Raw genomic sequence first — 25943 nt, forward strand, 5'->3', positions numbered from 1 at the left:
ATGACGGACCAGTCGCGTGGCGGGACCACCCGTCGTGGCTTCATCAAGGCCGGCCTCGCCACGGGCGGCGCCATTGCCGCGGGCGGCGCGGCCAACGCGGCGCAGGAGCCCGACCCGCTGATTACCGAGATCCAGCCCTGGGCGCAGGGCCTGGGCGACGGCGTCGACGCGGTGCCCTACGGGTTGCCCATCGAGTACGAGTCCGACGTGATCCGGCGCAACGTGGAATGGCTGACCGCCGACACGATCTCGTCTATCAACTTCACGCCGATCCACGCGCTCGACGGCACGATCACGCCGCAGGGCTGCGCCTTCGAGCGGCACCATTCGGGCGCGATCGAGCTGCGCAAGGAAGATTACCGCCTGATGATCAACGGGCTGGTGGATACGCCGCTCGTGTTCACCTATGCCGATCTCGAACGCTTCCCGCGCGAGAACCACGTCTATTTCTGCGAGTGCGCGGCGAATACCGGCATGGAATGGGCGGGCGCGCAACTCAACGGCGCGCAGTTCACCCACGGCATGATCCACAACATGGAGTATACCGGCGTGCCGCTGCGTACGCTCCTGGAAGAGGCGGGCGTCAAGCCCGAGGGCAAGTGGATCTTCATCGAGGGCGCGGATGCCTCGTCGAATGGCCGGTCGATCCCGCTTGAAAAGGCGCTGGACGACGTGCTGGTGGCGTTCAAGGCCAATGGCGAGGCGCTGCGCAAGGAACACGGCTATCCCGTCCGCCTCGTGGTGCCGGGCTGGGAGGGCAATCTCTGGGTCAAGTGGTTGCGACGGGTGGAGGTCACGACCCAAGCGATCCAGAGCCGCGAAGAGACCTCGAAATACACCGACACGCTGGCCGACGGCACCTCGCGCAAATGGACCTGGGTGATGGACGCGAAATCGGTCATCACCTCGCCCAGCCCGCAATCGCCGATCGCCCACGGCCCCGGACCGCTGGTCATTACCGGGCTCGCCTGGTCAGGCCGCGGCGCGATCGAGCGGGTGGACGTCTCGATCGACGGCGGCAAGTCATGGCAGACTGCGCGCCTAGCCCAGCCCGGCCAGCCGATGGCGCTCACCCGGTTCTATCTCGACATAGAGTGGGACGGCTCGGAGATGCTGCTGCAATCCCGCACGATGGACTCTGAAGGCTACGTGCAGCCGACCAAGGACGAATTGCGCGAGGTGCGCGGGCTGAACTCGATCTATCACAACAACGGCATTCAGACCTGGTGGGTCCGGGAGACCGGGGAGGCCGAAAATGTCGAAATCTCGTAAGCTTCTGATCGCCACGGCGCTGACCGCGACGCTCTCCGCCGGTCCCGCCCTGGCCGAGCGGTTCGGCCTCGGCCGGCCCGCGTTGCCCGAGGAAATCGCCGCCTGGGACCTCGACGTGGCCCCTGACGGCTCGGGCCTGCCCGAAGGCTCGGGCACGGTGGCCGAGGGCGAAGAACTCTTCTCGATGAACTGCGCGGTCTGCCACGGCGAATTCGCGGAAGGCGTCGACAACTGGCCGCAGCTCGCCGGCGGAGAAGGCACCCTTGCCGACGCCGATCCGGTCAAGACCGTAGGCTCGTACTGGCCCTATCTCTCAACCGTTTGGGATTACGTGCACCGCTCGATGCCCTTCGGCGGCGCCCAGACTCTCACCGCCGACGAGGTCTATGCGATCACCGCCTACATCCTCTACTCGAACTTCCTGGTGGATGACGATTTCGAGCTCTCGAACGAGAACTTCCTCGAGGTCGAAATGCCGAATGCAGACGGGTTCATCGTCGACGACCGCGATGAGGTCGAATTGCCGAAATTCGTCCGCGAGCCCTGCATGGGGAACTGCAAGGTCGAGGTCGAGATCACCATGCGCGCGGCCGTACTGGATGTGACGCCCGAGCAGGAGACCGAGGAGGCCGCCCGCGAGCGCGAGGAACTGTCCCGCGCCGCCGCAGAACAGGAGAAGGCGCCGATCAAGATGCCCGATCCCAAGCTCGTGGCCGCCGGTGAAAAGGTGTTCCGCGAATGCAAGGCGTGTCACCAGGTGGGCGAGAACGCACAGCACCGGGTGGGGCCGGTTCTCAACGGCGTCGTTGGCCGCGAGGTCGCCCAGGCCGACGGCTTCAAGTATTCGCCCGGCCTGTTGTCCGCCGCCGAGGAGGGGATGATCTGGGATCATGCCACGCTGGACGCCTATCTCGAAAGCCCGCGAGCGGTGATTCCGCGGGGCCGCATGTCCTTCCAGGGGTTGCGCTCCGAAGAGGATCGCGAGGCGGTCATCGCCTATCTGCGCACCTTCAACTGACGCAGGGGGCACTTCCGGCACGGATGAGCGCCCCCGGCCAGCGGGGGCGCGCTTCGCGTCAGGCCCTGTCCGGCCGGGTCACGAGGCCCGCGGCAGCGTCGTCGCGCCGCCAAGTTGAAACCGTCCCACGAGCACGCCGAGACGGTCGGTATTCTCCCTCAGCGTGACCGCCGCGCCGAGCGTTTCCTCGACCATCGCGGCGTTCTGCTGGGTCATCCGGTCCATGTCGCCGACCGCGACGTTGATCTGGTCGACGCCGCTCGCCTCTTCCTGGGCCGAAGCCGCGATCTCCCTGAGCAGATGGTCTATTTCGGCGACCTTCTGGGTGGCCTGGCCCAGCACCGTGCTGACCTCGGCAATCACTTTCTCGCCATTGCGGATATGTTCGCTGGTCGACGTGATCAGGCTGCGGATCGACTTGGCCTCGGCGGCCGAGCGATGGGCCAGCGCACGCACTTCCGACGCGACGACGGCAAAGCCCTTGCCCGCGTCGCCGGCCCGTGCCGCCTCGACCGTGGCGTTGAGCGCCAGAAGGTTGGTCTGCACCGCGATTTCGTCGATCACCGTGAGAATGCTCGCCATCTCCTCCGAACTTGTCGAGATCTCGCCCATCGCCTTCTCGGCGGTTTCCATCACCTCGCCGGAGCGCGTGACCATGCGGCTGGCGTCCGAGGCGGCCGCGGTCGCCTCGCGCGCGCCCTCGGACGTGCCCTTGACGGTCTCGGTGATCTCGCTCAGCGAAGCGGCGGTTTCTTCGAGCGACGCGGCCTGGTTCTCGGTCCGGCGCGAAAGGTCCTCGACGGAGGAGGCGATACTGCGCGTGCCGGAGCGGACCTCGCCCAATGTGGCTTCGATCTCGTGTAGCGCCCAGCGCAGCAGTTCGGCCGCCTCGTTGTAGTGTTCGCTTGCGCGGGCGATCTTCTCGGGGGCCTCGTCGCCGATGCGGTGGCTCAGATCGCCGGAGGCCAGGGCGGTCATCGCCGTGCCCAGCACTTCCATCGCGCGCGCGTCCGTGTCGGCCTCGGTGGCGAAGAAGTGGTGCATGGCCACCGCCACGTCGGCGAAGATCGAGTCCAGCAGACTCTGGAACAGGTCGGCGCGGACGGATTCGCGCTTGCCGCGTGTGGCCGCGCTCAGCGCCTTGACGAGGCCGCCGGCATACAGGCCGTAGGCCTCGAGATATTTCACGAAGCTGACCTGCTGCGCGATGTTCCGGGCGAGCGCGCTCTGGTCGCGGTAATAGGTGTCGGAGAAATCGCCGGTCGCGATCTGACGGAACTTGGTCCGCTCGCCGTCGAGCACTGTCTTGGGCAATTCCGTCATCGTCGGATCGACGACGGAGTAGGCCCTGAACAGCACGTCGGGGAGGTCGCCCGAGATCAGCCTGTGAACCTCCTGCCCGCGGGTCTTGCGTGCATCGCTCCACGGCGTGATCTGCTTTTCGGTCGTCATCGGTGTCCTCCTGTAGGTCGCAGGGGCGACCAGTTTTCCCCTGCCGTCGCGCATTTAATCGGGCGGCTAACACGGTGGGGATGAGGATTCCGTAAAGGCGGCCCATGCGCGCGGCGACGATCTTCGGACGCTCGCCAGGCCGGGCGGGCCGATGCGGCCGTTCGCTCGGGGTGGAGGCGCGCTCTGAAAGTCATTGAAACAGTGACTTTCTCCGTCCCGGAAGGTGCGACGAACGGCGGGGGCGCAGGATTCTCTTGATTGGTCCGGGCGTCCATTGCAGAGTTTGAATATGAGGGAGGTATTGGTTCTCGGCCTCGCGCTCGCCTTGGGAGGGGCGGGGCAGGCGCAGGCCCAAGGGTCCGCTGCGCCCATCGGCGATGCCGAGCGCGGCGCCGAGATCTGGGTCTTTTGCAGCGGTTGTCATGAGATCGGCCGCGACGCCGAACTCGGCATCGGCCCGCCGCTGACCGGCATCTTCGGGCGGCGGGCGGCTTCGGTCGAGGATTTTCCCTATTCGAAATCGATGCGGCGGATGGGCAATGACGGGCTGGTCTGGACGCTCAGGACTCTGGACGCCTATATCGCGCATCCCACGGCGCTGGTCTCGGGCACGCGGATGAGCTTCGACGGGCTCGAGGACCCGCAGGAACGGGCCGACCTGCTCGCCTTCCTGCGCGATTTCTCTGACCGGCCTGCGAACATTCCCGAGGCGCCGCCGACGGCGCGCGCCGCGCAGCCCGAACTGTCGGAAGAAACGCTCGCCATCGTCGGCGACAGGGCCTATGGCGAATATCTCTCCAGCGAGTGCACGACCTGCCACCAGCGCGACGGCTCGGACCAGGGCATCCCCTCGATCACGCTCTGGCCAGAAGAGAAATTCGTACTGGCCATGCATGCTTACAAGCAGAAGCTCAGGCCGCACCCGGTGATGCAGATGATGGCGAACCGGCTTACCGACGAAGAGATTGCCGCGCTCGCCGCCTATTTCGGGTCGCTGACCAACTAGCGCGAGCGGCGACACGGCACCACGAGAACGCGCGAACGACTTTTTTGGGAGGATGAACCACATGGCACTGAACAGACGGACTTTCCTCGGCACGGCCGCGGCCGCCAGCGCGGCGCTGTCCGCGCCCAGGGTGCTCGGCCAGGCGAAACCCCGCGTGGTGGTCGTCGGCGGCGGCGCCGGCGGGGCCACCGCGGCGCGCTACATCGCCAAGGACAGCCAGGGCGCGATTGACGTCACCCTGATCGAGCCCACGCGCACCTATTACACCTGCTTCTTCTCCAACCTCTATATCGGCGGCTTCCGCGACTTCGCCTCGATCGGGCACAGCTATGGTACGCTCGCCGCCGACTACGGCGTGAACGTCGTGCATGACTGGGTGACCGGCATCGACCGCGACGCGATGACGGTGACCACCGCGAACGGCGCCAGCCTGCCCTACGACAGGCTGATCGTCTCGCCGGGCATCGATTTCGTCGAGGGATCGGTCCCGGGCTGGAGCGTCGCGGCGCAGAACAAGATGCCCCATTCCTGGAAGGCCGGCAGCCAGACCCAGCTCCTCAAGGCGCAGATCGAGGCGATGCCCGAGGGCGGCACCTTCTGCATGGTCGCGCCCCCCAACCCCTATCGCTGCCCGCCTGGGCCCTACGAGCGGATTTCGATGGTGGCCCACCAGCTCAAGGCCAACAACCCCAACGCGAAGATCCTCCTGGTCGATCCCAAGCCGAAATTCTCCAAGCAGGCGCTGTTCGAAGAGGGCTGGCAGAAACATTATTCCGGCATGATCGAACGCATCGGCCCCGATTTCGGCGGCGCCAACACCTCGGTCGATCCCGACACCATGGAGGTCGATATCGACGGCACCGTCGAGACGGTGGATGTCTGCAACGTGATCCCCGCGCAGAAGGCCGGCCATATCGCCGAGGCCGCCGGGCTGACCGACGACAGCGGCTTCTGCCCGATCGACCCCGCGACCATGCAGAGCCGGGCGGATGCGAACGTCCACGTCCTCGGCGACGCCACCATCGCCGGCGACATGCCGAAATCGGCCTTCTCGGCCAACAGCCAGGCCAAGGTCGCGGCGATGCAGGTGCGCGCCGCGCTCACCGGCTCCAACGCGTTTCCGGCGAAATACTCCAACACCTGCTGGTCGCTGATCGATACCGATGACGGGGTCAAGGTCGGCGCCTCCTACCAGGCCACCGAGGAGAAGATCGCCAAGGTCGACGGGTTCGTCAGCGCGACCGGCGAAGACGCGGCCCTGCGCAAGGCGACCTACGAGGAAAGCCTCGGCTGGTATGCTGGGATCACGTCCGACATGTTCGGCTGATCGCGCCGCCCGCCGACGGGTCGCACGGCCCCGCCCGCTCGGGCGGGGCCTTCGTCTTATGGGCGAGTGCTGCAGCCGCGAAGGGATGCCGCGCCGCGGCTCGGCGACTTCTTGCCGCAGAATCGTCGCGCCCCCATGTCAAGGCGCGGTTCAAGGCGGCTATTGTGGTAATGTCGTCGGGCCGGAATTGGCCGGCGATGCCGGATCGGGGCTGCAACACACCGCTCCGGCAGGGGCCTGGTTCGGGAGGAGCCAGCACCATGTGCACCACTGAAGACCACACGTCACGGGCGATGTGCCGGACGGCGTCCGGCGCACGCAAGCTGATCCGGGGCAAGCTTGGCCCGGCGCCCGGCGCCACGCTGCAAGCCATGTCGGGCTACGGGCTCAGCGAATCTGATCTCGCGCGCTATTTCGGGGTCACGCCGTCCTCGATCCGGCGGCTCAAGCGGAGTCTCAACGTCTCCGCGCCCTGCGGCGAATAGCGGTCGCCGGGCTTACGCCTTCGTCGGACTGAAATCGCCATAGGCGCCGCTGGCGAAGACCAGCGGCGGCCCTTCGCGGCGGGCCACCGCCTCGACCCGGCCGACGACGATGGCATGGTCGCCCGCTTCGTGCACGGCGACGCGGGCGCAAACAAACCGCGCGATCCAGCCCTCGTCGATAAGCGGCGGGCCGCTCTTCGCCCATTCCATCGCCAACCCTTCGAACGCGCCGCCCGAGCGGGCGAACCTGTGCGCGAACGCCGCTTCGCCAGCACCCAGCACATGCACCGCGAACCGGTCGGCCTCGGTCATCGCCGGGAAGCGTCGAGACGCGCGGGCGGGCGACCACAGGATCAGCGGCGGGTCGAGCGAGACCGAGGCGAAACTGTTGGCCGTCATGCCCACCGGCCCGTCCGGGGCCGTCACCGTGACGACCGTCACCCCCGTTGCAAAGCATCCCAAGGCGTCGCGATAGGCGCGCTGGGTGTCGGGGCCGGGGGTGAATCGCTCCATCGGATGCGCGTCCTCTCGCTCGTTTCGGGGCGCGAGCATGCGTCAGATGCCCGGCGGCGGCAACCGTCGCGGGGTGTCATGAAAGCTTCAGCAAACTGAAACATTCGCGTCGTGGCTCCCGGGTAGAGCGCGGTCAGGGCGAGATGGGGGTCGAATGCTGCTGAGCGTGGACAACGTGACGAAGGTCTTTGGCCGCAACGTGGCCGTGGACCGTGTCAGCTTCGAGGCGGCGCGGCCCGCCTTCATAGGCATCATCGGCCGGTCCGGTGCGGGAAAATCGACGTTTCTGCGGATGGTGAACCGGCTCACCGACGCGACCGAGGGCGCGATCCGGTTCGACGGGCGCAACGTGCTGCACCTCAAGGGGAAGGCCAGGCGGGCCTGGCAATCCGACTGCGCGATGATCTTCCAGCAGTTCAACCTGGTGCCGCGGATGGACGTGGTCTCGAACGTGCTGCACGGCACGCTGAACCGCCACTCGGCGCTCGCCAGCTTCTTCAACCTCTATCCCACCGAGGACGTCCACCGTGCCATCGACATCCTCGACCGGCTGGGCATCGCCGAACAGGCCGCCAAGCGTGCCGAGGCGCTCTCGGGCGGCCAGCAGCAGCGCGTCGCCATCGCGCGTGCGCTGATGCAGGACCCGCGCATCATCCTCGCCGACGAGCCCATCGCCAGCCTCGACCCGATGAACGCGCAGGTGGTGATGGATGCACTGCGCCGCATCCACGAGGAGGACGGGCGCATGGTGATCGCCAACCTCCACACGCTGGATACCGCGCGGCGCTATTGCGACCGGGTGATCGGCATGCGCGAAGGCCGCGTCGTTTTCGACGGCACGCCCGAGCAACTGACCACCGGGGTCGCCCGCGACATCTACGGTGCGGATGCCTCGTTTTCAGAGGCGTCCACCTCCACCTCTCTAGAAACGCTCGACACGACCGCGCGGGTAATGATGGAAGAGAGCGAAGTTCTCTAATTTCAAGCCTTTCCCCGCCTTCCCGGTGTCCGGGGGGCATCCTCTAGACTGGAGTGTGCGACGATGAAGAAACTGCTTGCTGCCCTCGTGGCGACCACCGCCCTGGCCGCGCCGGCCGTGGCCGAGGAAATCACCGAGTTCCGCATCGGTATCCTCGGCGGCGACAACGTCCAGAGCCGGCTGAACAACTATGAATGCCTGGCCGAGTACACGACCGAGGCGCTGGGCGTCGAGACGAAGCTGTTCACGCCGGCTGACTATAATGGCGTGATCCAGGGCCTCTTGGGCGGCGCGCTCGACATGGCCTGGCTCGGCGCCTCGGGCTATGCCGCGACCTATCTCAAGGACCCCGAGGCGGTCGAGCCCGTCGCGGTCAAGACCAACCTCGACGGCTCCTACTCCTACCATTCCATCGGCTTCGCCCGGAAGGACAGCGGCGTTACCGAGATCGCCGACCTGGAAGGCAAGGTCTTCGGCTTCGGCGACCCGAACTCGACCAGCGGCTACCTGATCCCCTCGGTCGAGATCCCGGCCCAATACGACGTGACGATGGAGCCCGGCGCGTTCTTCGGCGACGTGGTGTTCACCGGCGGCCACGAACAGACCATCGTCGCGGTCTATAACGGCGATATCGACGCGGGCGTGACCTGGGCCGACGGCTTGGGCAACTGGGAGGACGGCTACAACTCGGGCGCGCTCCGCCGCGCCGTCGACAACGGCCTCGTCGACATGAACGAGATGGTCCGGATCTGGAAGTCGAAGCCGATCCCCGAGGGCCCCGTGGTGCTGCGCAGGGCGCTGCCCGACGATGTTAAGCAAAAGATGAGCGACCTGATCACCGGCCTTTACGACCGCGACCAGGACTGCGCCTACAACGTGGCCTTCGGCGATACCGCCGGCTTCACCCCGATCGCTCACGAGGCCTACGAGACGATCATCGAGGTCCGCCGCCAGAAGAACGCCAACTGATCCCGGCTCATCTTCACGCCTGACAATGCCGGACCCCGCTCCCGGCGGGGTCCCGTGTCCTCCAAGGTCCCTCCATGGCAGAAATATCCCTTACCTCCGGCGGCGTGACCGCGACGCGCGCGCACTACATGGCGCTGACGCGGCGGCGGCGGCTTTACAGCGGCATCACGCTGCTCATTTTCGTGCTGCTGCTGGGCTCGGGATTTTGGATCGCCAACGACCGTAACGCGGGCGGCTTCCTCGACGGGTTCAGGCAGATCCTCGACTTCCCCGCCGACGTGGTCTCGGAGGCCTGGGAAAAGCGCGCCGACATGCCTAGGCTTCTGTTGCGCTATTTCCCCGCGCTGGTCGAGACGCTGAACATCGCCGCGGTGTCGACGCTTCTGGGCTTTTTTGGCGGCATGGTGCTGTCGCTGCTCTCCAGCCGCGGGCTGGCGCGCTGGCCGCGTGCGATCCCGCTCTTCCGCCGCATAATGGACGTGTTGCGTGCCTTGCCCGAGATCGTGGTGGCGCTGGTGCTGATCTACATGCTGGGCGGCGGCCCGGTGCCCGCGATGATCGCCATCGCGATCCATTCCTCCGGCGCGCTCGGCAAGCTCTATTCCGAGGTGAACGAGAACGCCGATCTTAAACCCGTCGATGGGCTGGCCTCGGTCGGCGCGACCTGGCGGCAGAAGATGGCGCTGGGCGTGATTCCGCAGGTGGCGCCCAACTACCTCAGCTACGCGCTCCTGCGGTTCGAGATCAACATCCGCGCCTCGGCGATCCTGGGCTTCGTCGGCGCTGGCGGCATCGGCTACGAACTTCGCAACTCGATGACCTGGGGCCAGGGCCGCTTCGACGAGGCAGCCGCGATCTTCCTGTTGCTGTTCACGACAATCGTCGTGGTCGACCAGATCAGCTCGCATTTCAGGAACCGTCTGACCGAGGGCAGGGAGGCCTCCGTATGACCATGACCGCCGAAGCCCTAGGCGCCCGCAAACATGCCGCCGACCGGCTGATCCGGGGCAAGCGCCTCGTGGCCTTTGGGGGTCCGGCCGCGGTGCTGGTCTACCTCGTCTACATCTTTTTCAGCTTCGACATCCCCGGTCTGGCCGACCGGGCGCGGCCCGACAACGCGGCCACGCTGGTCCGCGATACCTACAGCTACAAGACGCATGTGACGCGCAACAACCGCTCGGGCGAAATCACCGTGGCCGCCGAGGGCGAACGCGCCGGGACCTGGCCCGAGGGCGAGACGCCCGGCTGGGTCAGCCTCGGCCCCGACCGCGTCGAGATCGACCTGCCCCACGGCCACGCGGTGGCCTTCCTGCCCGGCAACGCCGCCATCTACCGCCATCCCGAGTTCGGCGAGATCCGGGTCTGGTACGAGGACGGCGTGCGCATCGCCCCCCCGGCCCAGAGCCTGCCCGACTGGGTCAGCTATTCCGGCACCCGCGTCGATATCCGCACCGAGGCCGGCCGGCTGACCCTGACCCGCGCCCGGACCGAGACCTTCCGCTACTTCTTCGGGTGGGAGCTGTTCTGGTTCACCCTCGACAGCCCCTATCACGGCCACTCGGTCCTCGAGATCCTGTTCGGCCCGCAGATCGATCCCGCGCGCGCCAATGTCATCGGCGCGTGGGAGGATTTCTGGGGCAACAGCCTCTGGCACCACGCCAAGGTCGCCTGGGCCATCGCCGAGACCATCCTGATGGCCTTCCTCGGCACAATGGGCGCGGCGCTGGTGGCGCTGCCGCTGGCCTTCCTCGCGGCGAAGAACTTCACGCCGCTTGGGGTCATCCGCCAACTCGTCCGCCGCGCCTTCGATTTCGTGCGGGGCGTGGACGCGCTTATCTTCACGATCCTGCTCAGCCGCGCCTTCGGGCCCGGCCCGCTGACCGGATCGCTGGCGATTCTGCTCACCGACTCCGGGTCCTTCGGCAAGCTGTTCTCCGAGGCGTTGGAAAACGTCGACGGACGCCAGATCGAGGGCGTCGCCTCCACCGGCGCGGGCGCGGTCCAGCGCTACCGCTTCGGGGTGATCCCGCAGATCACGCCGGTGCTGATCAGCCAAGTGCTCTATTTCCTCGAGTCGAACACCCGCAGCGCCACGATCATCGGTGCGATCACGGGGGGCGGGATCGGCCTGATGCTGACCCAGGCGATCATCACCCAGAAGGACTGGGAGGAGGTCACCTATTACATCCTGCTGATCGTGCTGATGGTAATCTTCATGGACTGGCTGTCGGGCGTGCTCCGGCGTCGGCTGATCAAGGGCGGGGAGGGTGGCCATTGACTGATGGTCTTGCCCGTCCTGCGGACGTAAGAGAACACGCATGCCCCGCCTGAGTGCCGCGACCCCGTTCCTGCATCCCGACTGCACGGTGACGAACTGCACGTTCGGCCGCTTCGTCGAGATCGGGCAGGGCTCCCGCCTGCTGAACGCCGAGATCGGCGACTATTCATATTGCGACCGCTACGCCGATATCGCCAACACGAGCGTCGGCAAGTTCGCCAATATCGCCAGCTTTGCCCGGATCGGCCCGACCGACCATCCGATGGACAAGGCCAGCCTCCACCACTTCCTCTATCGGTCGGCCGATTACTGGAACGACGCCGAGGACGACCCGGATTTCTTCGCCCATAGGGCCATCCGCAGGGCGCGGATCGGGCACGACACCTGGATCGGGCACGGCGCCATCGTGCGGCCCGAGGTGACGGTAGGGGATGGGGCTGTGGTGGCGGCCGGCGCGGTCGTTACGCGCGATGTCGCACCCTACACTGTGGTCGCCGGTGTTCCGGCGGTGCCGCTGCGCGACCGCTATGCCCCCGGGATCTCCGAACGCATGCAGCGGCTTGCCTGGTGGGACTGGGACCATGCCCGTCTGCGACGCGCCCTGCCTGACTTTCGCGCGCTCGGGGCGGCAGCCTTCCTCGACAAATACGGTGGCTAGGCCGCGTGGGCCTGATGCGGGACAAGTGAGCAGAAATATGGGGCGGCCCGACCGGACCGCCCCGCAGATATTGTCAAACTGTCGTGTGAAATGTCCGATCGCCCTAGAGCGCAACCATCGTAACCGATGTCCCCACCGGCCTTTAATAAAACTTAATATACACGAATCAGGTGACGTGGGGGCAACTTTTTTGTGACGCGGCCGTAAACAGTGCGTTCGCGGGAGAGGGGGAGCGCCTATTCCGCGGCCATGTCGAGACCATGAATCCGGTTCGCGAGGCGATGTGCGGCTTCGCCTGCGAGATAGGTCAAACGGCCGCCGGAAATCGTCATCTCGACCGCCCGCGTGGTCTCGTTGACCACGCAGATATCGGCGCGCCGGCCGAAATCGAGTCGCCCGCGGTCAGGCAGGCGCAGGATCTCGGCCGGTTTCTCCGAGATCATCGCCCATGCCTCCGGCAGGGTCCGCAGACCGGCGTCGACCAGCCGCCAAGCGGCGTGGGCCAGGGCCGGATAGTAGTAATCCGAAACCAGCCCGTCAGACAGCCCCTGTGCGATCAGGTCCGCGGCGCAGGCATTGCCCGATTGCGATCCGCCGCGCACCACGTTCGGCGCGCCCAGCAGGACGGGGTCGTTCATCGCCTTAGCCGCGGCGGCGGCGCGGCGCGTGATCGGGAACTCGGCGATCCGCGCGCCGATCATCGAGAACCGCTCGCGGGTCTCGCCGTCCGGGTCGTCGTGGCTGCCATAGAGCACGCCCATCTCGTCGAAGGCGTCGGCCAACCGGCACAGGTGGCGCGGAACGTCCGGGGCGCGGGCCGCCGCGGCCTCGACCAGCGCCTTGTAGGACTCGGGGTCGCGGCCCGCGCTCATCGCCCATTGATGGAAACCCATCGGGTCCTCGCGGACCATCTCGGCGGCGTCGTCGAGATGGTTGTTGAACACGACATAGCCGATGCGGTGCCGCCGGATGGCCTCCAGCAGCCGGGCGCCGGTGTCGACCATATGCGTCTCGCAGCGGATCTGGATGCGCAGGTCGGTCAGCATCCGCGGCCGGTAGGCGTCGAGCGCGTTCATCAGCGCCTCGGCGTGGCCGGGGCCGCGACGCCCGCCTTCCCAGGACCAACTCTGCGCAAGCCAGGCGGTCGTCACGCCGTTCGCCGCGGCCTCGCGATCGGTCGCCGCCAGGCCCATGTCGAGGGCGAAAGGCGCCGCCGGGCGGGGCGCGACGTGACGTTCGAACGCGTCGCCATGCAGGTCGACGATGCCCGGCAGGATCAGATAGCCCGACAGGTCCACCTCCGGCAGGGGGCCCTTGGTGATCCGGCCGTCGGCGATCGCCAGGGACCGGCGCTGAAGTTCGCCGTCGCGCAGGATCGTCCCGCCGGTAAAGCGCAGGGGATGCAGAATCTGGGGCATTGCACTGCTCGCGTCCTCTCCTCGGGCTCTGTGGATAACCCGCCTCTGTATCGCGGGTATGACACGCGCGGGCGGCGTCGCGACGCAGGGATCAGTCCGGCGTGACAACCAGGCTCACGCGGTCGCCCGCAAACCAGGTGTGGCCATATTCTACGGGCTTGCCGTCGGCATCGACATTGATCGCGACGGTGCGCAGAATCGGCGCGTCGTCGCCGATGGCGAGTTGCGCGGCCTGGGTGGGCGTTGCGCGTTTCGCGGTGATGCGGGTCGAGGCGCGGGTATAGTCGGCCACGCCCCCCCGCGCCAGCGCCGCGGTGACCGAGCCGGTCTCGACGAGGTCCGACACCAGGCCGGGAAAGCGGTCGGCCGGGAACACCGATCGAAACAGCGCGAGCGGCGCGCCATCGCCGAGCGAGATGCCCTCGTATACGTGGACAGGCGCCGTCGCGGGCAGCGCGAGGGCTTCGGCCTCGCGCGCATCGGCCTGTCGCGTCCTGGTCAGAAGTATTTTCTTGTCAGGTGTCTGTCCTGCGGCCTTGAGGTTCTGGTGGAACCGCACGCGCCGCCCGAGCGGGTAGTCGGTTGGTCGTGCCGTGACGAATACGCCCGCGCCGCGGCGCGGGTGGACAAGCCCGTCATCTGACAGCGCGGCGAGCGCGCGGCGCACCGTGTGCCGGTTTACCCCGAAGCGGCGGGCGAGGTCCGCCTCGGTGGGCAGGCGCGCGCCCGGCGGATAGTGTCCCGCGCCGATTTCGTCCCTCAGCGTCGCCGTGATGGCCGTCCAGAGCGCGTTGCGTCCCATGTCACCAAATCTTCATCTCCCCCGGCTTGCGCGACACGGCCCCGGGGCGTATCAAGTTGTCTAGTTGTACAAATAACTAGACAAATCGGCAAGCTGTCTAATGGGCGATCTCAATAACCGACCGGGCTGGATGGGGCTTCTGGCGAAGGCGCCGGCGGAGACGCTGGGCGAGTTGTGGAAAAGTCTGGGACCGGAGCCCGGATTCGTCTGGCTGCGGCCGCCCGAGACCGGGGGCGTCATGGTGCGCGGCCGGATGGGCGGCACCGGCGCGCCTTTCAACCTTGGCGAGATGACCGTGACGCGCTGCGCACTGCGGCTCGAGGGCGGCGAGGCGGTCGGTCATGCCTATGTCCAGGGTCGCGACAAGGACAAGGCGCGCCGCGCTGCCCTGGCCGATGCGCTGATGCAGACCGACCGTGCGGACGACGTGCGCACCCGGCTGCTGGAGCCGCTAGCCGCCGGATTGGCCGAGGCGCGCAGGGCACGCGCAGGGCGGGCTGCGGCCACGAAGGTCGAGTTCTTCACAATGCTGCGCGGGGAGGATTGAGCGATGGAAATGTCGACGCTGACCGGCGGCTTCGCCGATACGCCGCGCGAGGCGGCAGTCGCGTTCCGGACCGCGATGGCCGCGATGGCGCGGCCCGGTCGTATTCACGATATCGCTGGTGCAACCCCGCCCGCGCCGCTGTCGCCCGCCGCCGGCACGCTGCTGCGGGCGCTGGCGGACCCGATGACGCCGGTGCACCTGGCCGGCCGGACCGACACCCGCGCGGTCCGCGACTGGCTGACCTTTCACACGGGCGCGCCGCCGGCCGCCCGTGCGGAGGCCGCCTTTGCGGTAGGTTCTTGGGCGGAGCTCCTGCCGCTCGATGCCTACCGTATCGGCGTGCCCGACTATCCCGACCGCTCGGCGACGCTGATCGTCGAGATGGAGGGGCTCGCCAGTGAGGGCGCGCGGCTGACCGGGCCGGGCATCGAGACCGAGCATCGGCTGTCTTTGCCGGACATCGAGGCCTTTCGCGCCAACCGTGCGCGTTTCCCGCTTGGGTTAGATTTCTTTTTCACCGCAGGCACGCGGATGGCCGCGTTGCCGCGCAGCACGCATGTGGAGGCCGGCTGATGTATGTCGCGGTGAAAGGTGGCGAACGGGCGATCGACAACGCCCATGACTGGCTTGCAGAGGAGCGGCGGGGAGATGCCTCCGTCGACGAGTTGAGTGTGGCACAAATCCGCGAGCAGCTTTCGCTGGCGGTCAACCGGGTGATGGCAGAAGGCTCGCTTTACGACCCCGATCTCGCCGCGCTGGCAATCAAGCAGGCGCGCGGCGACCTGATCGAGGCGATCTTCCTGATCCGCGCCTATCGCACGACGCTGCCCCGGCTCGGCGTCTCGGCGCCGGTGGGCACGGGCGCCATGGGCTGCGATCGCCGCATCTCGGCCACCTTCAAGGACGCGCCCGGCGGGCAGGTGCTGGGGCCGACCTTCGACTACACGCACCGCCTGCTGGACTTCAAGCTTGCCGCCGAGGGGGCGGTGCCCGAAGCGCCGCGTGCCGAACCAAGCGATGCGCCGATGCCGCGGATCACCGATTTCCTGGGCCGCGACGGGTTGATCCAAGACGAGCCTGCCACCGATGACACCCCCCCCGACCTGACCCGCGAACCGTTGGAATTCCCCGCCAACCGGGCGCTTCGCCTGCAGTCGCTCACCCGTGGCGATGAGGGCTTCGTTTTGGGAATGGCCTATTCCACCCAGCGCGGCTATGGCCGCAACCACCCCTTCGTGGGCGAGTTGCGCGTGGGCACCGTCGCGGTCGAGATGGAAATCCCCGAACTCGGGCTGACGGTCGATATCGGCGAGGTGCAACTGACCGAGTGCGAGACGGTCAACCAGTTTACCGGGTCAAAGACCGAACCGCCGCAGTTCACGCGCGGCTATGGGCTCACCTTCGGCCATTCCGAGCGCAAGGCGATCTCGATGGCGCTGGTGGACCGGGCGCTGAGATGGGAGGAACTGGGCGAGGACGACACGGGCGCGCCCGCGCAGGACGCGGAATTCGTGCTGGCCCATGCCGACAACATCCAGGCCTCGGGCTTTCTGGAGCATATAAAGCTGCCGCACTACGTCGATTTCCAGTCCGAACTGGAACTAGTGCGCAGGTTGCGGGCCGAGGCGCAGGCCACGGAGCGAGACGGCCAGGAGGCGGCGGAATGACCCTAGTCGCCGCCATGGCCGAGGCCGCAGCCGGACCAGTAATCCGGCCCGCCCTCAGTGTCGATGAACCAGCCGCCCGGCCCGCAGACCCGGTCCGGCGTAACCAGGATCAGCACGTAGCGCAGCAGGAAGGGCATCAGAAGGAACAGCGCCACGAGCCCCCACCAGCTGCCGACGAGCGTCTGCCAGAGCTCGCCCATCGCTCAGTCGCGCGCGGCAGTATCGATCAGCCAGCCTCCAGGGCCGGCGATCCGGTCGGGCAGGGCGAGGATCATCGCCTCGCGCAGCACGGCCACGGCCACGAGGCTGAAAGCGATCTGGTCAAAGGTGATGGTCGAGATCCAGTCGAACACGGGCCGTCTCCGTCTTTCGTCATCCCCGAGGTCTCGCTGGTAAATGAGGCGTTAACGTGACCGAAACCGCTCAATACAATTTCGCTTATCTCGACGAGCAGACAAAGCGGATGATCCGCCGGGCATTGTTGAAGGCGCTGGCCATTCCCGGCTACCAGGTGCCCTTCGCCAGCCGTGAAATGCCGATGCCCTATGGCTGGGGCACCGGCGGCGTGCAGGTATCGGCCGCGGTGCTGACGCCGGCCGATACCTTGAAAGTGATCGACCAGGGCGCGGACGATACGACGAACGCGGTCTCGATCCGCAAGTTCTTCGAAAAGACCGCCGGGGTGGCGACCACGACGCATACCGCGGAGGCCACGGTGATCCAGACCCGCCACCGAATTCCGGAAGCGCCGCTGACCGAGGAGCAGATCCTCGTTTACCAGGTGCCGATCCCCGAACCCCTGCGCTTTCTCGAACCGCGCGAGACCGAGACGCGCAAGATGCACGCGCTGGAGGAATACGGCCTGATGCATGTAAAGCTCTACGAGGACATCGCGCGGCATGGCGCGATCGCCACCGCCTATGCCTACCCTGTCCGGGTCGAGGGGCGTTACGTGATGGATCCCAGCCCGATCCCGAAATTCGACAATCCCAAGCTGTCGGGCTGTCCCGCGATCCAGCTGTTCGGCGCAGGTCGCGAGCAGCGCATCTACGCCGTGCCGCCCTATACGGAGGTCGTCAGCCTCGATTTCGAGGACCACCCGTTCGAACCGAGCAAGGCCGACCACGCCTGCGCGCTCTGCGGGGCGACGGACAGCTATCTCGACGAGGTCATTGTGGATGACGATGGCGGCCGCATGTTCGTCTGTTCCGACACGGATCATTGCGGCACACGCCGCGAGACGCAGGACGCCGCGTTCGCATCGGAGGGGCGCGCATGATCCCGCAAACGTCTGCCGAAAAGCTGTTCGGGAACGTGTTTGAGAACGCCGCGTCCACGGAGGTGCCGCTCCTCGCCGTGCGGGACCTGTCGAAAGCCTATGGCGGTCGGGTCGGCTGCGCCGATGTCGGCTTCGATCTCTTTCCGGGGGAAGTGCTGGGCATCGTCGGCGAAAGCGGGTCGGGCAAGTCGACCCTGCTGAACTGTCTTGCCGGCCATCTTGCGCCGGATACGGGCGAGGTGGTGTTCGACACCCGCGCACATGGCCCCCGCGACGTGCTGAGGATGACCGAACCCGAGCGGCGCCTGCTGGCGCGCACCGACTGGGCCTTCGTCCACCAGAACCCGCGCGACGGGCTGCGGATGGCGGTCAGCGCCGGCGGCAATGTGGGCGAACGGCTGATGGCGGTGGGCGCGCGGCACTATGGGCGCATTCGCGACAGCGCGCTCGACTGGCTGGGCCGGGTCGAGATCGCAGCCGATCGCGTCGATGACCGGCCCTCGGCGTTCTCGGGGGGCATGCAGCAGCGCCTCCAGATTGCGCGGAACCTGGTCACCGGACCTCGGCTCGTGTTCATGGACGAGCCCACCGGCGGGCTCGATGTCAGCGTGCAGGCACGCCTTTTGGACCTGGTGCGGGGCCTCGTGCGCGAGATGGGGCTGTCGGCGATCATCGTCACCCATGACCTCGCTGTCGTGCGACTTCTGGCCGACCGGTTGATGGTGATGAAGGGGGGGGACGTGGTCGAGAGCGGGCTGACCGATCAGGTGCTCGACGACCCCCAGCATGCCTACACGCAGCTCCTGGTCAGTTCGGTGCTGCAGGTCTGACGCGATGCGCGGCTGCGGCGGAGCGATGAGTATTTGGGCCAAGAAGAAGGACAGGGGATGATTCAAGTCGAGGGGCTGTCCAAGCGGTTTGCCCTGCACAACCAGGGCGGCGCGGTGATCGAGGTGCTGTCGGGGGCGCATCTGACGGTGGCGCCGGGCGAATGCGTGGCGCTGACCGGGGCCTCGGGCGCGGGGAAGTCAACGCTGATGCGGATGATCTACGGCAATTATCTGGCGGCGGAGGGACGAATCGCGGTGGGCGGCGTCGATGTCGCCTGCGCCACGCCGCGCGAGATCATCCGCCTCCGGCGCGAGACGCTGGGCTATGTCAGCCAGTTCCTGCGGGTGGTGCCGCGCGTGCCTACGCTCGATGTGGTGGCCGAGCCGCTGCTGGCCGTTGGTCGGCCGGCGACGACGGCACGGGACCGGGCGCGGGTGTTGCTGGCTCGGCTCAACATCCCCGAAACGCTCTGGACGCTCAGCCCCACGACCTTTTCGGGCGGCGAGCAACAGCGGGTCAACATCGCCCGCGGCTTCGCCCATGACTACCCGGCGCTGCTTCTGGACGAGCCCACCGCGAGCCTCGATCCCGTCAACCGCGAGGTTGTGCTTGGCCTCATCGAGACGGCCAAGGCGCGCGGGGCGGCGATCCTGGGCATCTTCCACGACGCGGAGGCGCGGACGCGCGTCTGCGACCGCGAGGTGGACGTCTCGGCCTTTACCCCGGGGCTGGCGTGATGGGGCCGGGGCGGCTTTTCGCCGTGGTGGGGCCATCGGGCGTGGGCAAGGACACGCTGATGGCGGCCGCCCAGGACCGCCGGCCCGCCCTGCACGTTGTGCGCCGGGTCGTCACCCGGGCGCCGGAGGCGGGCGGCGAGCCGTGCGAGCCCGTGACCGAGGCGGAGTTTGCCCGACGTCTGGCTGATGGCGCATTCGCACTCCATTGGCGTGCGCACGGCCTGTCCTATGGCATTCCGGCTGCGATCGACGTCTGGCTGGCCGAGGGGCGCGATGTGCTGTTCAACGGCTCGCGCGCGGTGCTGGCCGAGGCGATGGCGCGGTATCCCGACCTGCGCGTGCTGCATGTGACGGCGTGCGTCGGGACGCTGGCAGAGCGGCTCGCCGCGCGCGGCCGGGAAAGCGCGGCGCAGATCGCGGCCCGGCTCGCACGCGCGGAATATGCGCTGCCCGCCGGCCTTTCGGTGACGGAGATTCCGAATGACGGACCTCTGGATGCGGCGGTGGACGCGCTGCTCGCCGCGCTTCAGCCCGAGAGGGTGTAGCGATGCAGGTTGTGAAACCGGCCGTCCTCGGCCTCGCCGAACAGGCACAGGCTTGCGATCCGGTGCGGCCGGTCGATCATCGGGGCCAGTATCGGGGCGAGAACCGCGCGCGTGGCCTCGGCGTCGGACTCCGACAGCGGCCCGGTCAGCGTCATGTGGAACCGGAACTCCTCCATCACGTACGGATAGCCCCAGCGCTGCAACAGCTTGCGCTGCCGGGCGCTAAGCCGGTCCGGGTCGCGTCGGGCGATCTCTTCGTCGGCGGGGGCCGCGCGAAACCCGTCCAGCGCCTCGACCACGCTGCCGGCGAGTGCGTTCAGGGCCGGCGCGTCACCGCGCGGCGTCAGCGCCAGAAACCCGCCGAGCCGCGACAGTACGAACCCGTCGAGCAGCACCGGCCGAAGCTGGGCGGCCAGCGCCGCGGCCGACCGGTGCAGAAGCGTGATATCGCTGCCCTCGATCAGCCGGAAGGGCGGCTTGAGCGTGCCGTGGAACCCGTATTTGCGGGGCGTTTCGGTCAGGTCGGAGAGGCGCCGCGGCAAGCCCTGCAGCCGCAGATGCGCCCGCGTCGTGCCCGCCTCCGCGTCCCAGCCCAGCCAGGCCGCGCCGAAATCGGCCAGCGGCCCCGGTTCCGGCGCGTAGTAGATCGCGTAACGCTTGTAGCCTTCCATGCGGTGCTCCAGAACGGGTTAACGACTGCGGCCCCGATCACTCCTGCCCCAATCCGCGCGCCTCATCAAGGAGCGAGCCATGTCTGAAACAGTGCTAGCCAATGCCACCCTGGTCCTGCCGGACGAGAACGTTCGGGGCGCCGTCCGGCTGGAGGGCGGCCGGATCGCCGCGGTCGATCATGGCGGCGGGGTGCCTGCGGGCGCGATCGACTGCGCGGGCGACATGGTGATGCCGGGGCTGATCGAGCTGCACACCGACAACCTGGAACGCCACATCCAGCCGCGGCCCGTCGTCGACTGGCCGCATGCCTCGGCGATCATCGCCCATGACGCCGAACTTGCGGGCGTCGGCATCACCACCGTCTTCGACGCGCTGCGGGTGGGCTCCATACCCACCGGCAAGGCGCGCTATCAGGCCTATGCACGGCAACTGGCCAGCGAATTGCTGGACCTCCGGGCCAAGGCGGCGCTCCGGATCAGCCACTACCTGCATCTCAGGGCCGAGATTTGTTCCGAGACGCTGACCGAGGAGATGGCGGATTTCGGCCCCGAGGACCGGGTGGGCATCGTCAGCCTGATGGACCACACGCCCGGCCAGCGGCAGTTCCGCGACGTCTCCAAGCTCAAGGCCTACGTGATGGGCAAGAACAACTTCTCCGAGGCGGACTTCATCGAGCATGTCGCTAACCTGCGCGAGCTGCGCGACCGCAACGGCCCGGCGCATGAGCACGCGGCGGTGGCCGAGGCGCAGCGCTATGGTGCGATCCTGGCCAGTCACGACGACACTACGGCCGAACATGTGGCGGTTTCCGCCGGGCACGGGGTCGGGCTGGCCGAGTTTCCCACCACGGTGGAGGCCGCGGAGGCCTGCCACGCCCATGGCATCGCGGTGATGATGGGGGCGCCGAACCTGATCCGGGGCGGCTCGCATTCCGGCAACGTTGCCGCAAGCGCGCTTGCCGAACGCGATCTGCTCGACATCGTCTCGTCCGATTACGTGCCGGGCGCGCTTTTGATGGCGGGCGTCATGCTGGGCGATCTGTGGGACGACATGGCCCGCGGCATCGCCACCGTGACCCGCGCTCCGGCCGAGGCCGCGCATCTGCCCGACCGCGGCCGGCTGGAGCCGGGCGCGCGGGCCGACGTGATCAGGGTGGTCCGGATCGACGGCGCGCCGGTGGTGCGCGGCACCTGGGTGCAGGGGCGGCGCGTCGCCTGACGGGCTGGAATCGCTGCAGGATTCCCGGCGGGGCCTTTGACGCCGCGTTGCGGCGCGCCTATCTTTGCTCGGGACGCGCCGCGCCAACGATCATGGACCTGACCATGCCCATAAGTTCCGCCCGCAAGGCTCCGCCCGCGCCCGTGGAGGCGACGCTCAAGGCCCAGGCCGAGGGGCTGGGCCTGATGGCGTGGCTGGGCGCGGTGTTCCTTGACCACGCGGCGCGCGCCGCCACGGAAATGGCGAGCTTCGCCCGCGATGAGGCCCGCCGCGATCTGGAGGCCCTGGGCCGCTTGGTCACCTGCCGTGACCCCGAGGCAGCGGCCCGCCTTCAGCGCACCCACCTTGTCACGAAGCTGGCGGCCAGCAGCGACGAGGCGGGCAAGCTCGCCCGGATGACGGCAGAGACCTGCGAGGTGACCCGCAAGCGGATGTCCGACTGGCGGGGATGAGACCGCCCCGCACCGCCGCTGCGGGCGGACACGCAAGAGACGAGGCGGCCCGCACCGTCTGTCTCACCGGGGCGCCCGTTTTCACAACGGCGAGCGCCCAGGACGCCTCCGTTGCAACGGTCCGGCCGGGACTTACGGCGTGAGATAGGGCATGGGGTCGACGCTCTTGAACCCATTGCGGATTTCGAAATGCAGGAAGGCGGGCGAGCCCGCGCGTACCTTGGCCACGGACTGGCCGCGACGGACCCTGTCGCCCTTCTCGACGGCGATCCCGTCGATATTCGCATAGACCGACAAGAGGTTGTCGTCGTGGCGCACGACGAGGATCGGCACCTGGTCGGTATCGCGGGTGATCGCGGCGACCGTGCCGTCGGCGGCCGCCCGCACCGGGCTTCCGGCGCGCGCGGCGATGTCGATCCCGTCGTTCTTGCCCTTCTGGTAGCCGCGGATAATGCTGCCCCGCGCAGGCATGGCGAACCGCGCCTGCGCGGTCTGCTCGCGTTCCATGCGGGGCGAGGCGGGTTTCTCGGCCGGGGCGGGCGCCGCGTCCTGCCGTGGCAGGGGCTTCGTGGCGCTGGGCGGCGTCGGCGCGGGCGAGCCGTCGCCGGGGCGGGGTGTCCGGGGTGCGGGGGCGGCCGTCGCCTCGCGCGCGGGAACCGGGATCATCAGGTACTGGCCTTCGCGCACCGACAGATCCGCGCCAAGCCCGTTCCAGTCCGCCAGCGCCCGTGGCGTCACGTTGTAGAGCCGGGCGATGGAATAGGCGGTTTCTCCACGCGCGACCTTGTGGCGGATCGGTTCGGTCCCCGACCGGGCTGCGGAGGAGGCGCGTTCCCGGGGCGCGGCCCGCTCGATGGCGTCTCCGGCCAGTGTCTCGATGTCGATCTGGCCCTCGGAGCGGATCATCCCGTCGGAGGGCGCCGCCGCGGCGACCCGCCGGGGCAGGGCGATCACCTCGCCGTCGCGCAGACGCGCATCTTGCGGAATTCCATTGTAACGCGCGAGTTCCGCCGCCGGCAGGCCGACGCGGGCGGCGACATCGCCGACGCTGTCGCCCCGGCGCGCCACCGCGACCTGGTAGGTGGGGTAGGAGATCACGCCGCGGGCGTCCGGTTCGGGGCGCGGGGCGGTCTCGACCCGGACGGGCGCGCTCCGGGCTTCGCCCCCGAGGTTGCGGAAGTCGTAGTCCCAGCCGCTCTCGCAGCCCGCGAGCAGCGCGACGCCCAGCCCCAGGCAAAGGGCACGGGCGGGTCGGTGGGTGCTGGCCATCGCTCGATCCTCACTGTTGCGGGGCCCGTTCGCGCGGGCCCTCGGTTCCGGCCTCAATCGTTGCCGAGCCCCTCGACCAGCGGCACGAAGCGCACCTGCCGAAGCTCGTCGTAATCGAACCCGCCCTCGTGCCGTGTCACCTTGATCAGCCGCTGCACGGTGTCCGACTGCCCCACGGGCACGATCATGATACCGCCAACGCGCAGTTGCGCCAATAGGGGGCCGGGTGGGTCCTCGGCGGCCGCGGTCACGAGGATACGGTCGAACGGCGCCTGTTCGGGCAACCCGTGCGAGCCGTCGCAGGCGATCACGGTGACGTTGGTGATCCCAAGCGACTCCAGCCGACCCTGGGCGTCGGCCACCAGCCGGCGATGGCGTTCCACGGTATAGACCCGCCGCGCGAGCTTCGACAGGACCGCCGCCTGATAACCGGAGCCGGTGCCCACCTCCAGAACCTTGTCGCGGGGCTGCGCGTCCAGCGCCTGGGTCATGATCGCCACCACCGAGGGCTGGCTGATCGTCTGGCCGCAGGCGATGGGCAGCGGCATGTCCTCATAGGCGCGGGGGGCGAAATGCCCCTTGACGAAGGCGCCCCGGTCGACCTTTTCCATCGCCTCGAGCACGCGCTTGTCCGTCACCCCCTGCGAGCGGAGGGCGAAGAGGAACTGCATCTTGCGCTCGGCGGCGGCGTCGTCGGTCATTCCAGCCTGGCCTTGAGGTCGTCCAGCGCGTCATGGGCGGTCAGGTCGGCGCGCATCGGGGTCACCGCGATATGGCCGTCGAGGTTCAGCGCCGCGTCCGAGCCCGGCGCGGTCGGCAGGCGCTGCGGGCCGCCCTTGATCCACAGAAACTTGCGCCCCGAGGGCGAATGGTGCGGCTCGACGCCGAAGGACGCGTCGCGGCGGTAGCCCTGCGGCCCGACCTTGAGGCCCTTGACGCGGTCGGCCGGCAGGGGCGGGAAGTTGACGTTGTAGAACAGCCGGTAGTCTGCGCTGTCCCACGGTGCGTTCTCGACCAGGGCGCGGACGGTGGCGGCGCCATGGTGGCGCGCGGCCTCGAACTGCATCGCCGCGTCGAAATTCAGCGGTCCCAGGTATTGCGACAGAGCGATCGCCGGCAGGCCCTGCAGCGCCGCCTCCATCGCGCCGCCGATCGTGCCGGAGTAAAGAACGTTCTCGGCGGCGTTGTTGCCCCGGTTCACGCCCGAGAGGACGAGGTCGGGCCGCGCGTCCTGCATCACGTCGTAGAGCCCGGCCAGCACGCAGTCGGCCGGCGAGCCCTCGGCGGCATAGCGGCGGGCGCCGAGTTCGGCGATCATCATAGGGTGCGTGTAGGAGATCTTGTGAGCGACCCCCGATTGCTCGAAGGCGGGCGCGACCACCCAGACCTCGCCGTCGGGGCCGGCGATTTCGGTCGCGATCTCTTCCAGCACCTCCAGCCCCGGTGCATTGATCCCGTCATCGTTGGTGATGAGAATGCGCATCGTCCGCCTGCTTGCCCTCTCCCGCACTTCCTATGGGAGGCACAGGGGCAGGGCAACCCGGTTCGCACGGCGTTCGGCAGGCATGCTCGAACACGGGCTCTAGCGGAGGCCGGGCGCGGGGCGGCGGTGTAGCTAAGGAAGCAATGAACCCACGAGCTCCGGATTGTCGCGGAATCGTGTCGGTTGCATCCGTCATTCGCACGCAAAAAGGCGGGTTTGACTTCCGCTCTGCACGCGCGGGTTGATCGGCAAGAATCCGGTTCCGCATGCACGGCGCAGCATAACCAAACGACACTCATGGTTAAAATTCCTTTGACTTTGCGCCGATCCTGGCTGACAAAAGATGTGGATAACTTTGTGGGATCAGGCATTTCAGATCCGCCAGATGGTGACGTTCATTATGCGCGTTTACAACATGCTGAAATCCGGAGCGGTTCTCGTGGGGCTCGCGAGCGGGTCGGCGGCACTTGCCGCGGGGATCAACTCGATCGGCAGTCTGCTGGGTGGCGACGCGTGGGAGCGTGCAGCGCGTGGTGTGGAGTCATTGCCCCGGTCCGCCGGCGCCTACGTGGCGCAAGGTGGCCAGGTCGGCCAAGCGGATTTCGGTCTGTTCGCGCCCGGGCAGGGGGCCTCGGACCATGCTGGCGGCGGGTTTGGGGGCGGCATCGTTCCGCGCACGATCCTTGAGGGGTCGGGCAAGTTCGATTTCGATTTCGGCGCGGGCGGGCAACGCATGGCGCCCATGCGCCCCTTCCAGCTTGGTGCCGCTTCTTCGGGCGGGGCGGGCGCAAACCTCACCGCAGCCGAGTCTGCCCGGAGCGTCTTCACGCCCCGTAGCGGCGCCATGGGCACGAGTCCGGGCATGCGGCAGCTCGCGTCCGGAACGGTCCCGGGGCCGCTCGCCGAGGCCGCACCGTTGTCCTTTGCCGACACGGAAGCTGGCGCGGTCAGCGATCCGCTCGATGTGGAGAGCATCGCGCCCGTGCCGCTGCCGGCCGGCGCATTGCTGATGCTCAGCGCTCTCTTCGGTCTTGGCGCCGTGCGAAGCTTGCGCGCCTGACGTTAT

At 68.0% G+C, this 25943-nt stretch carries 30 protein-coding genes; 20 read left to right on the top strand and 10 right to left on the bottom strand.

All coding sequences use genetic code 11. The features are described 5' to 3' along the window. Nucleotides 1–1272, top strand: a complete 1272-nt coding sequence (gene soxC, locus BUR28_RS01160) for a sulfite dehydrogenase (RefSeq protein ID WP_074218442.1) — start codon at nucleotides 1–3, stop codon at nucleotides 1270–1272. Next, nucleotides 1256–2290 (top strand): c-type cytochrome, encoded by a 1035-nt coding sequence (locus BUR28_RS01165; protein ID WP_074218443.1) that lies wholly within the window; start codon nucleotides 1256–1258, stop codon nucleotides 2288–2290. Before soxC ends, BUR28_RS01165 begins: the two co-directional genes overlap by 17 nt. 78 nt (nucleotides 2291–2368) lie before the next feature. Here BUR28_RS01165 and BUR28_RS01170 read toward each other — a convergent pair whose 3' ends face one another. Continuing rightward, nucleotides 2369–3742: a methyl-accepting chemotaxis protein gene (locus BUR28_RS01170; RefSeq protein ID WP_074218444.1), complete on the bottom strand. Its 1374-nt coding sequence runs from the start codon at nucleotides 3740–3742 to the stop codon at nucleotides 2369–2371. A gap of 289 nt (nucleotides 3743–4031) precedes the next feature. Here BUR28_RS01170 and BUR28_RS01175 point away from each other — a divergent pair, with 289 nt between their 5' ends. The 3 genes from BUR28_RS01175 to BUR28_RS01185 all read left to right on the top strand — a co-directional run bounded on the left by BUR28_RS01175 (nucleotide 4032) and on the right by BUR28_RS01185 (nucleotide 6560). After that, nucleotides 4032–4748 (top strand): c-type cytochrome, encoded by a 717-nt coding sequence (locus BUR28_RS01175; protein WP_074218445.1) that lies wholly within the window; start codon nucleotides 4032–4034, stop codon nucleotides 4746–4748. A 61-nt stretch (nucleotides 4749–4809) separates the two neighbouring features. Continuing rightward, on the top strand, nucleotides 4810–6075 hold the full coding sequence (locus BUR28_RS01180) for an NAD(P)/FAD-dependent oxidoreductase (protein WP_074218446.1): 1266 nt from the start codon (nucleotides 4810–4812) through the stop codon (nucleotides 6073–6075). 260 nt (nucleotides 6076–6335) lie between these two features. Beyond that, a complete protein-coding gene (locus BUR28_RS01185) occupies nucleotides 6336–6560 on the top strand; it encodes a hypothetical protein (protein ID WP_139307457.1) in 225 nt (74 codons plus the stop codon). 12 nt (nucleotides 6561–6572) lie between these two features. Here the strand turns inward: BUR28_RS01185 and BUR28_RS01190 are convergent, their stop codons facing one another. Further along, entirely contained in the window at nucleotides 6573–7073 is a 501-nt protein-coding gene (locus BUR28_RS01190; protein ID WP_074218448.1) for a flavin reductase family protein, read from the bottom strand. Between the two features lie 154 nt (nucleotides 7074–7227). Here BUR28_RS01190 and phnC point away from each other — a divergent pair, with 154 nt between their 5' ends. From phnC to BUR28_RS01215, 5 genes are all read left to right on the top strand, one after another. After that, nucleotides 7228–8052: a phosphonate ABC transporter ATP-binding protein gene (gene phnC / locus BUR28_RS01195; RefSeq protein ID WP_371441578.1), complete on the top strand. Its 825-nt coding sequence runs from the start codon at nucleotides 7228–7230 to the stop codon at nucleotides 8050–8052. A 63-nt stretch (nucleotides 8053–8115) separates the two neighbouring features. Then, nucleotides 8116–9021, top strand: a complete 906-nt coding sequence (gene phnD / locus BUR28_RS01200; protein WP_074218449.1) for a phosphonate ABC transporter substrate-binding protein — start codon at nucleotides 8116–8118, stop codon at nucleotides 9019–9021. 74 nt (nucleotides 9022–9095) lie between these two features. Further along, nucleotides 9096–9971: a phosphonate ABC transporter, permease protein PhnE gene (phnE, locus tag BUR28_RS01205; protein ID WP_074218450.1), complete on the top strand. Its 876-nt coding sequence runs from the start codon at nucleotides 9096–9098 to the stop codon at nucleotides 9969–9971. Next, complete coding sequence (phnE, locus tag BUR28_RS01210) at nucleotides 9968–11299, top strand: phosphonate ABC transporter, permease protein PhnE (RefSeq protein ID WP_139307458.1); 1332 nt, start codon at nucleotides 9968–9970, stop codon at nucleotides 11297–11299. The genes phnE (BUR28_RS01205) and phnE (BUR28_RS01210) overlap by 4 nt, the downstream gene beginning before the upstream one ends. A gap of 40 nt (nucleotides 11300–11339) precedes the next feature. Beyond that, nucleotides 11340–11957, top strand: a complete 618-nt coding sequence (locus BUR28_RS01215) for a DapH/DapD/GlmU-related protein (RefSeq protein WP_074218451.1) — start codon at nucleotides 11340–11342, stop codon at nucleotides 11955–11957. Between the two features lie 236 nt (nucleotides 11958–12193). Here the strand turns inward: BUR28_RS01215 and BUR28_RS01220 are convergent, their stop codons facing one another. After that, nucleotides 12194–13375 carry an alpha-D-ribose 1-methylphosphonate 5-triphosphate diphosphatase gene (locus BUR28_RS01220; protein ID WP_074218452.1) on the bottom strand — a complete coding sequence of 394 codons (1182 nt, stop codon included), beginning with the start codon at nucleotides 13373–13375 and terminating at the stop codon, nucleotides 12194–12196. A 91-nt stretch (nucleotides 13376–13466) separates the two neighbouring features. Continuing rightward, nucleotides 13467–14177: a phosphonate metabolism transcriptional regulator PhnF gene (gene phnF, locus BUR28_RS01225; protein ID WP_074218453.1), complete on the bottom strand. Its 711-nt coding sequence runs from the start codon at nucleotides 14175–14177 to the stop codon at nucleotides 13467–13469. Between the two features lie 100 nt (nucleotides 14178–14277). On the opposite strand from phnF, the gene phnG reads away from it, so the two are divergent. From phnG to BUR28_RS01240, 3 genes are read left to right on the top strand one after another with little or no spacing between them, the layout of a single operon-like run. Then, complete coding sequence (gene phnG, locus BUR28_RS01230) at nucleotides 14278–14724, top strand: phosphonate C-P lyase system protein PhnG (RefSeq protein WP_074218454.1); 447 nt, start codon at nucleotides 14278–14280, stop codon at nucleotides 14722–14724. A 3-nt stretch (nucleotides 14725–14727) separates the two neighbouring features. Beyond that, nucleotides 14728–15297 carry a phosphonate C-P lyase system protein PhnH gene (gene phnH, locus BUR28_RS01235; protein WP_074218455.1) on the top strand — a complete coding sequence of 190 codons (570 nt, stop codon included), beginning with the start codon at nucleotides 14728–14730 and terminating at the stop codon, nucleotides 15295–15297. Next, a complete protein-coding gene (locus BUR28_RS01240; protein WP_074218456.1) occupies nucleotides 15297–16391 on the top strand; it encodes a carbon-phosphorus lyase complex subunit in 1095 nt (364 codons plus the stop codon). The genes phnH and BUR28_RS01240 overlap by 1 nt, the downstream gene beginning before the upstream one ends. Before the next feature lie 2 nt (nucleotides 16392–16393). On the opposite strand, the gene BUR28_RS01245 is transcribed toward BUR28_RS01240, so the two are convergent. Together BUR28_RS01245 and BUR28_RS19775 are read right to left on the bottom strand one after the other, a co-directional pair. Further along, entirely contained in the window at nucleotides 16394–16591 is a 198-nt protein-coding gene (locus tag BUR28_RS01245; protein WP_074218457.1) for a hypothetical protein, read from the bottom strand. A gap of 3 nt (nucleotides 16592–16594) precedes the next feature. After that, a complete protein-coding gene (locus BUR28_RS19775) occupies nucleotides 16595–16744 on the bottom strand; it encodes a hypothetical protein (RefSeq protein WP_175566867.1) in 150 nt (49 codons plus the stop codon). 56 nt (nucleotides 16745–16800) lie between these two features. Here BUR28_RS19775 and BUR28_RS01250 point away from each other — a divergent pair, with 56 nt between their 5' ends. The 4 genes from BUR28_RS01250 to phnN are packed head-to-tail and all read left to right on the top strand — an operon-like array spanning nucleotide 16801 to nucleotide 19783. Then, complete coding sequence (locus BUR28_RS01250; RefSeq protein ID WP_074218458.1) at nucleotides 16801–17670, top strand: alpha-D-ribose 1-methylphosphonate 5-phosphate C-P-lyase PhnJ; 870 nt, start codon at nucleotides 16801–16803, stop codon at nucleotides 17668–17670. Further along, nucleotides 17667–18500 (top strand): phosphonate C-P lyase system protein PhnK, encoded by an 834-nt coding sequence (gene phnK, locus BUR28_RS01255; protein ID WP_083626329.1) that lies wholly within the window; start codon nucleotides 17667–17669, stop codon nucleotides 18498–18500. The genes BUR28_RS01250 and phnK overlap by 4 nt, the downstream gene beginning before the upstream one ends. A gap of 57 nt (nucleotides 18501–18557) precedes the next feature. After that, a complete protein-coding gene (gene phnL, locus BUR28_RS01260) occupies nucleotides 18558–19238 on the top strand; it encodes a phosphonate C-P lyase system protein PhnL (protein WP_074218459.1) in 681 nt (226 codons plus the stop codon). Between the two features lie 41 nt (nucleotides 19239–19279). Then, on the top strand, nucleotides 19280–19783 hold the full coding sequence (phnN, locus tag BUR28_RS01265; RefSeq protein WP_371441579.1) for a phosphonate metabolism protein/1,5-bisphosphokinase (PRPP-forming) PhnN: 504 nt from the start codon (nucleotides 19280–19282) through the stop codon (nucleotides 19781–19783). Here the strand turns inward: phnN and BUR28_RS01270 are convergent. Beyond that, complete coding sequence (locus BUR28_RS01270) at nucleotides 19765–20454, bottom strand: DUF1045 domain-containing protein (RefSeq protein ID WP_074218461.1); 690 nt, start codon at nucleotides 20452–20454, stop codon at nucleotides 19765–19767. The two genes, phnN and BUR28_RS01270, sit on opposite strands and share 19 nt — an antisense overlap. A gap of 79 nt (nucleotides 20455–20533) precedes the next feature. Between BUR28_RS01270 and BUR28_RS01275 the strand changes: the two genes are divergently transcribed. Then, entirely contained in the window at nucleotides 20534–21673 is a 1140-nt protein-coding gene (locus BUR28_RS01275; RefSeq protein ID WP_074218462.1) for an alpha-D-ribose 1-methylphosphonate 5-triphosphate diphosphatase, read from the top strand. Between the two features lie 104 nt (nucleotides 21674–21777). Beyond that, nucleotides 21778–22125 (top strand): phasin family protein, encoded by a 348-nt coding sequence (locus tag BUR28_RS01280; RefSeq protein WP_175566868.1) that lies wholly within the window; start codon nucleotides 21778–21780, stop codon nucleotides 22123–22125. Nucleotides 22126–22257: 132 nt separating this feature from the next. Here the strand turns inward: BUR28_RS01280 and BUR28_RS01285 are convergent, their stop codons facing one another. From BUR28_RS01285 to surE, 3 genes are read right to left on the bottom strand one after another with little or no spacing between them, the layout of a single operon-like run. Then, the gene (locus tag BUR28_RS01285) at nucleotides 22258–23394 is read right to left on the bottom strand and encodes a M23 family metallopeptidase (protein WP_074218464.1); all 1137 of its coding nucleotides are present in this window, start codon (nucleotides 23392–23394) and stop codon (nucleotides 22258–22260) included. 53 nt (nucleotides 23395–23447) lie between these two features. Further along, a complete protein-coding gene (locus BUR28_RS01290; protein ID WP_074218465.1) occupies nucleotides 23448–24095 on the bottom strand; it encodes a protein-L-isoaspartate(D-aspartate) O-methyltransferase in 648 nt (215 codons plus the stop codon). Next, the gene (gene surE / locus BUR28_RS01295) at nucleotides 24092–24877 is read right to left on the bottom strand and encodes a 5'/3'-nucleotidase SurE (RefSeq protein WP_074218466.1); all 786 of its coding nucleotides are present in this window, start codon (nucleotides 24875–24877) and stop codon (nucleotides 24092–24094) included. The genes BUR28_RS01290 and surE overlap by 4 nt, the downstream gene beginning before the upstream one ends. A gap of 385 nt (nucleotides 24878–25262) precedes the next feature. Here surE and BUR28_RS01300 point away from each other — a divergent pair, with 385 nt between their 5' ends. Then, entirely contained in the window at nucleotides 25263–25937 is a 675-nt protein-coding gene (locus BUR28_RS01300; protein WP_139307460.1) for a hypothetical protein, read from the top strand. The last annotated feature ends 6 nt before the right edge of the window (nucleotides 25938–25943 follow it).

The organism is Rhodovulum sp. ES.010, from assembly GCF_900142935.1.
Classification (GTDB): Bacteria; Pseudomonadota; Alphaproteobacteria; order Rhodobacterales; family Rhodobacteraceae; genus Rhodovulum.

Excerpts from the sequence above, each read along its gene's own strand:
- soxC (WP_074218442.1), top strand. The coding sequence starts at position 1 with ATGACGGACCAGTCGCGTGGCGGGACCACCCGTCGTGGCTTCATCAAG.
- BUR28_RS01165 (WP_074218443.1), top strand. The coding sequence starts at position 1,256 with ATGTCGAAATCTCGTAAGCTTCTGATCGCCACGGCGCTGACCGCGACG.
- BUR28_RS01170 (WP_074218444.1), bottom strand. The coding sequence starts at position 3,742 with ATGACGACCGAAAAGCAGATCACGCCGTGGAGCGATGCACGCAAGACC.
- BUR28_RS01175 (WP_074218445.1), top strand. The coding sequence starts at position 4,032 with ATGAGGGAGGTATTGGTTCTCGGCCTCGCGCTCGCCTTGGGAGGGGCG.
- BUR28_RS01180 (WP_074218446.1), top strand. The coding sequence starts at position 4,810 with ATGGCACTGAACAGACGGACTTTCCTCGGCACGGCCGCGGCCGCCAGC.
- BUR28_RS01185 (WP_139307457.1), top strand. The coding sequence starts at position 6,336 with ATGTGCACCACTGAAGACCACACGTCACGGGCGATGTGCCGGACGGCG.
- BUR28_RS01190 (WP_074218448.1), bottom strand. The coding sequence starts at position 7,073 with ATGGAGCGATTCACCCCCGGCCCCGACACCCAGCGCGCCTATCGCGAC.
- phnC (WP_371441578.1), top strand. The coding sequence starts at position 7,228 with ATGCTGCTGAGCGTGGACAACGTGACGAAGGTCTTTGGCCGCAACGTG.
- phnD (WP_074218449.1), top strand. The coding sequence starts at position 8,116 with ATGAAGAAACTGCTTGCTGCCCTCGTGGCGACCACCGCCCTGGCCGCG.
- phnE (WP_074218450.1), top strand. The coding sequence starts at position 9,096 with ATGGCAGAAATATCCCTTACCTCCGGCGGCGTGACCGCGACGCGCGCG.
- phnE (WP_139307458.1), top strand. The coding sequence starts at position 9,968 with ATGACCATGACCGCCGAAGCCCTAGGCGCCCGCAAACATGCCGCCGAC.
- BUR28_RS01215 (WP_074218451.1), top strand. The coding sequence starts at position 11,340 with ATGCCCCGCCTGAGTGCCGCGACCCCGTTCCTGCATCCCGACTGCACG.
- BUR28_RS01220 (WP_074218452.1), bottom strand. The coding sequence starts at position 13,375 with ATGCCCCAGATTCTGCATCCCCTGCGCTTTACCGGCGGGACGATCCTG.
- phnF (WP_074218453.1), bottom strand. The coding sequence starts at position 14,177 with ATGGGACGCAACGCGCTCTGGACGGCCATCACGGCGACGCTGAGGGAC.
- phnG (WP_074218454.1), top strand. The coding sequence starts at position 14,278 with ATGGGCGATCTCAATAACCGACCGGGCTGGATGGGGCTTCTGGCGAAG.
- phnH (WP_074218455.1), top strand. The coding sequence starts at position 14,728 with ATGGAAATGTCGACGCTGACCGGCGGCTTCGCCGATACGCCGCGCGAG.
- BUR28_RS01240 (WP_074218456.1), top strand. The coding sequence starts at position 15,297 with ATGTATGTCGCGGTGAAAGGTGGCGAACGGGCGATCGACAACGCCCAT.
- BUR28_RS01245 (WP_074218457.1), bottom strand. The coding sequence starts at position 16,591 with ATGGGCGAGCTCTGGCAGACGCTCGTCGGCAGCTGGTGGGGGCTCGTG.
- phnK (WP_083626329.1), top strand. The coding sequence starts at position 17,667 with ATGATCCCGCAAACGTCTGCCGAAAAGCTGTTCGGGAACGTGTTTGAG.
- phnL (WP_074218459.1), top strand. The coding sequence starts at position 18,558 with ATGATTCAAGTCGAGGGGCTGTCCAAGCGGTTTGCCCTGCACAACCAG.
- BUR28_RS01270 (WP_074218461.1), bottom strand. The coding sequence starts at position 20,454 with ATGGAAGGCTACAAGCGTTACGCGATCTACTACGCGCCGGAACCGGGG.
- BUR28_RS01275 (WP_074218462.1), top strand. The coding sequence starts at position 20,534 with ATGTCTGAAACAGTGCTAGCCAATGCCACCCTGGTCCTGCCGGACGAG.
- BUR28_RS01280 (WP_175566868.1), top strand. The coding sequence starts at position 21,778 with ATGCCCATAAGTTCCGCCCGCAAGGCTCCGCCCGCGCCCGTGGAGGCG.
- BUR28_RS01285 (WP_074218464.1), bottom strand. The coding sequence starts at position 23,394 with ATGGCCAGCACCCACCGACCCGCCCGTGCCCTTTGCCTGGGGCTGGGC.
- BUR28_RS01290 (WP_074218465.1), bottom strand. The coding sequence starts at position 24,095 with ATGACCGACGACGCCGCCGCCGAGCGCAAGATGCAGTTCCTCTTCGCC.
- surE (WP_074218466.1), bottom strand. The coding sequence starts at position 24,877 with ATGCGCATTCTCATCACCAACGATGACGGGATCAATGCACCGGGGCTG.
- BUR28_RS01300 (WP_139307460.1), top strand. The coding sequence starts at position 25,263 with ATGGTGACGTTCATTATGCGCGTTTACAACATGCTGAAATCCGGAGCG.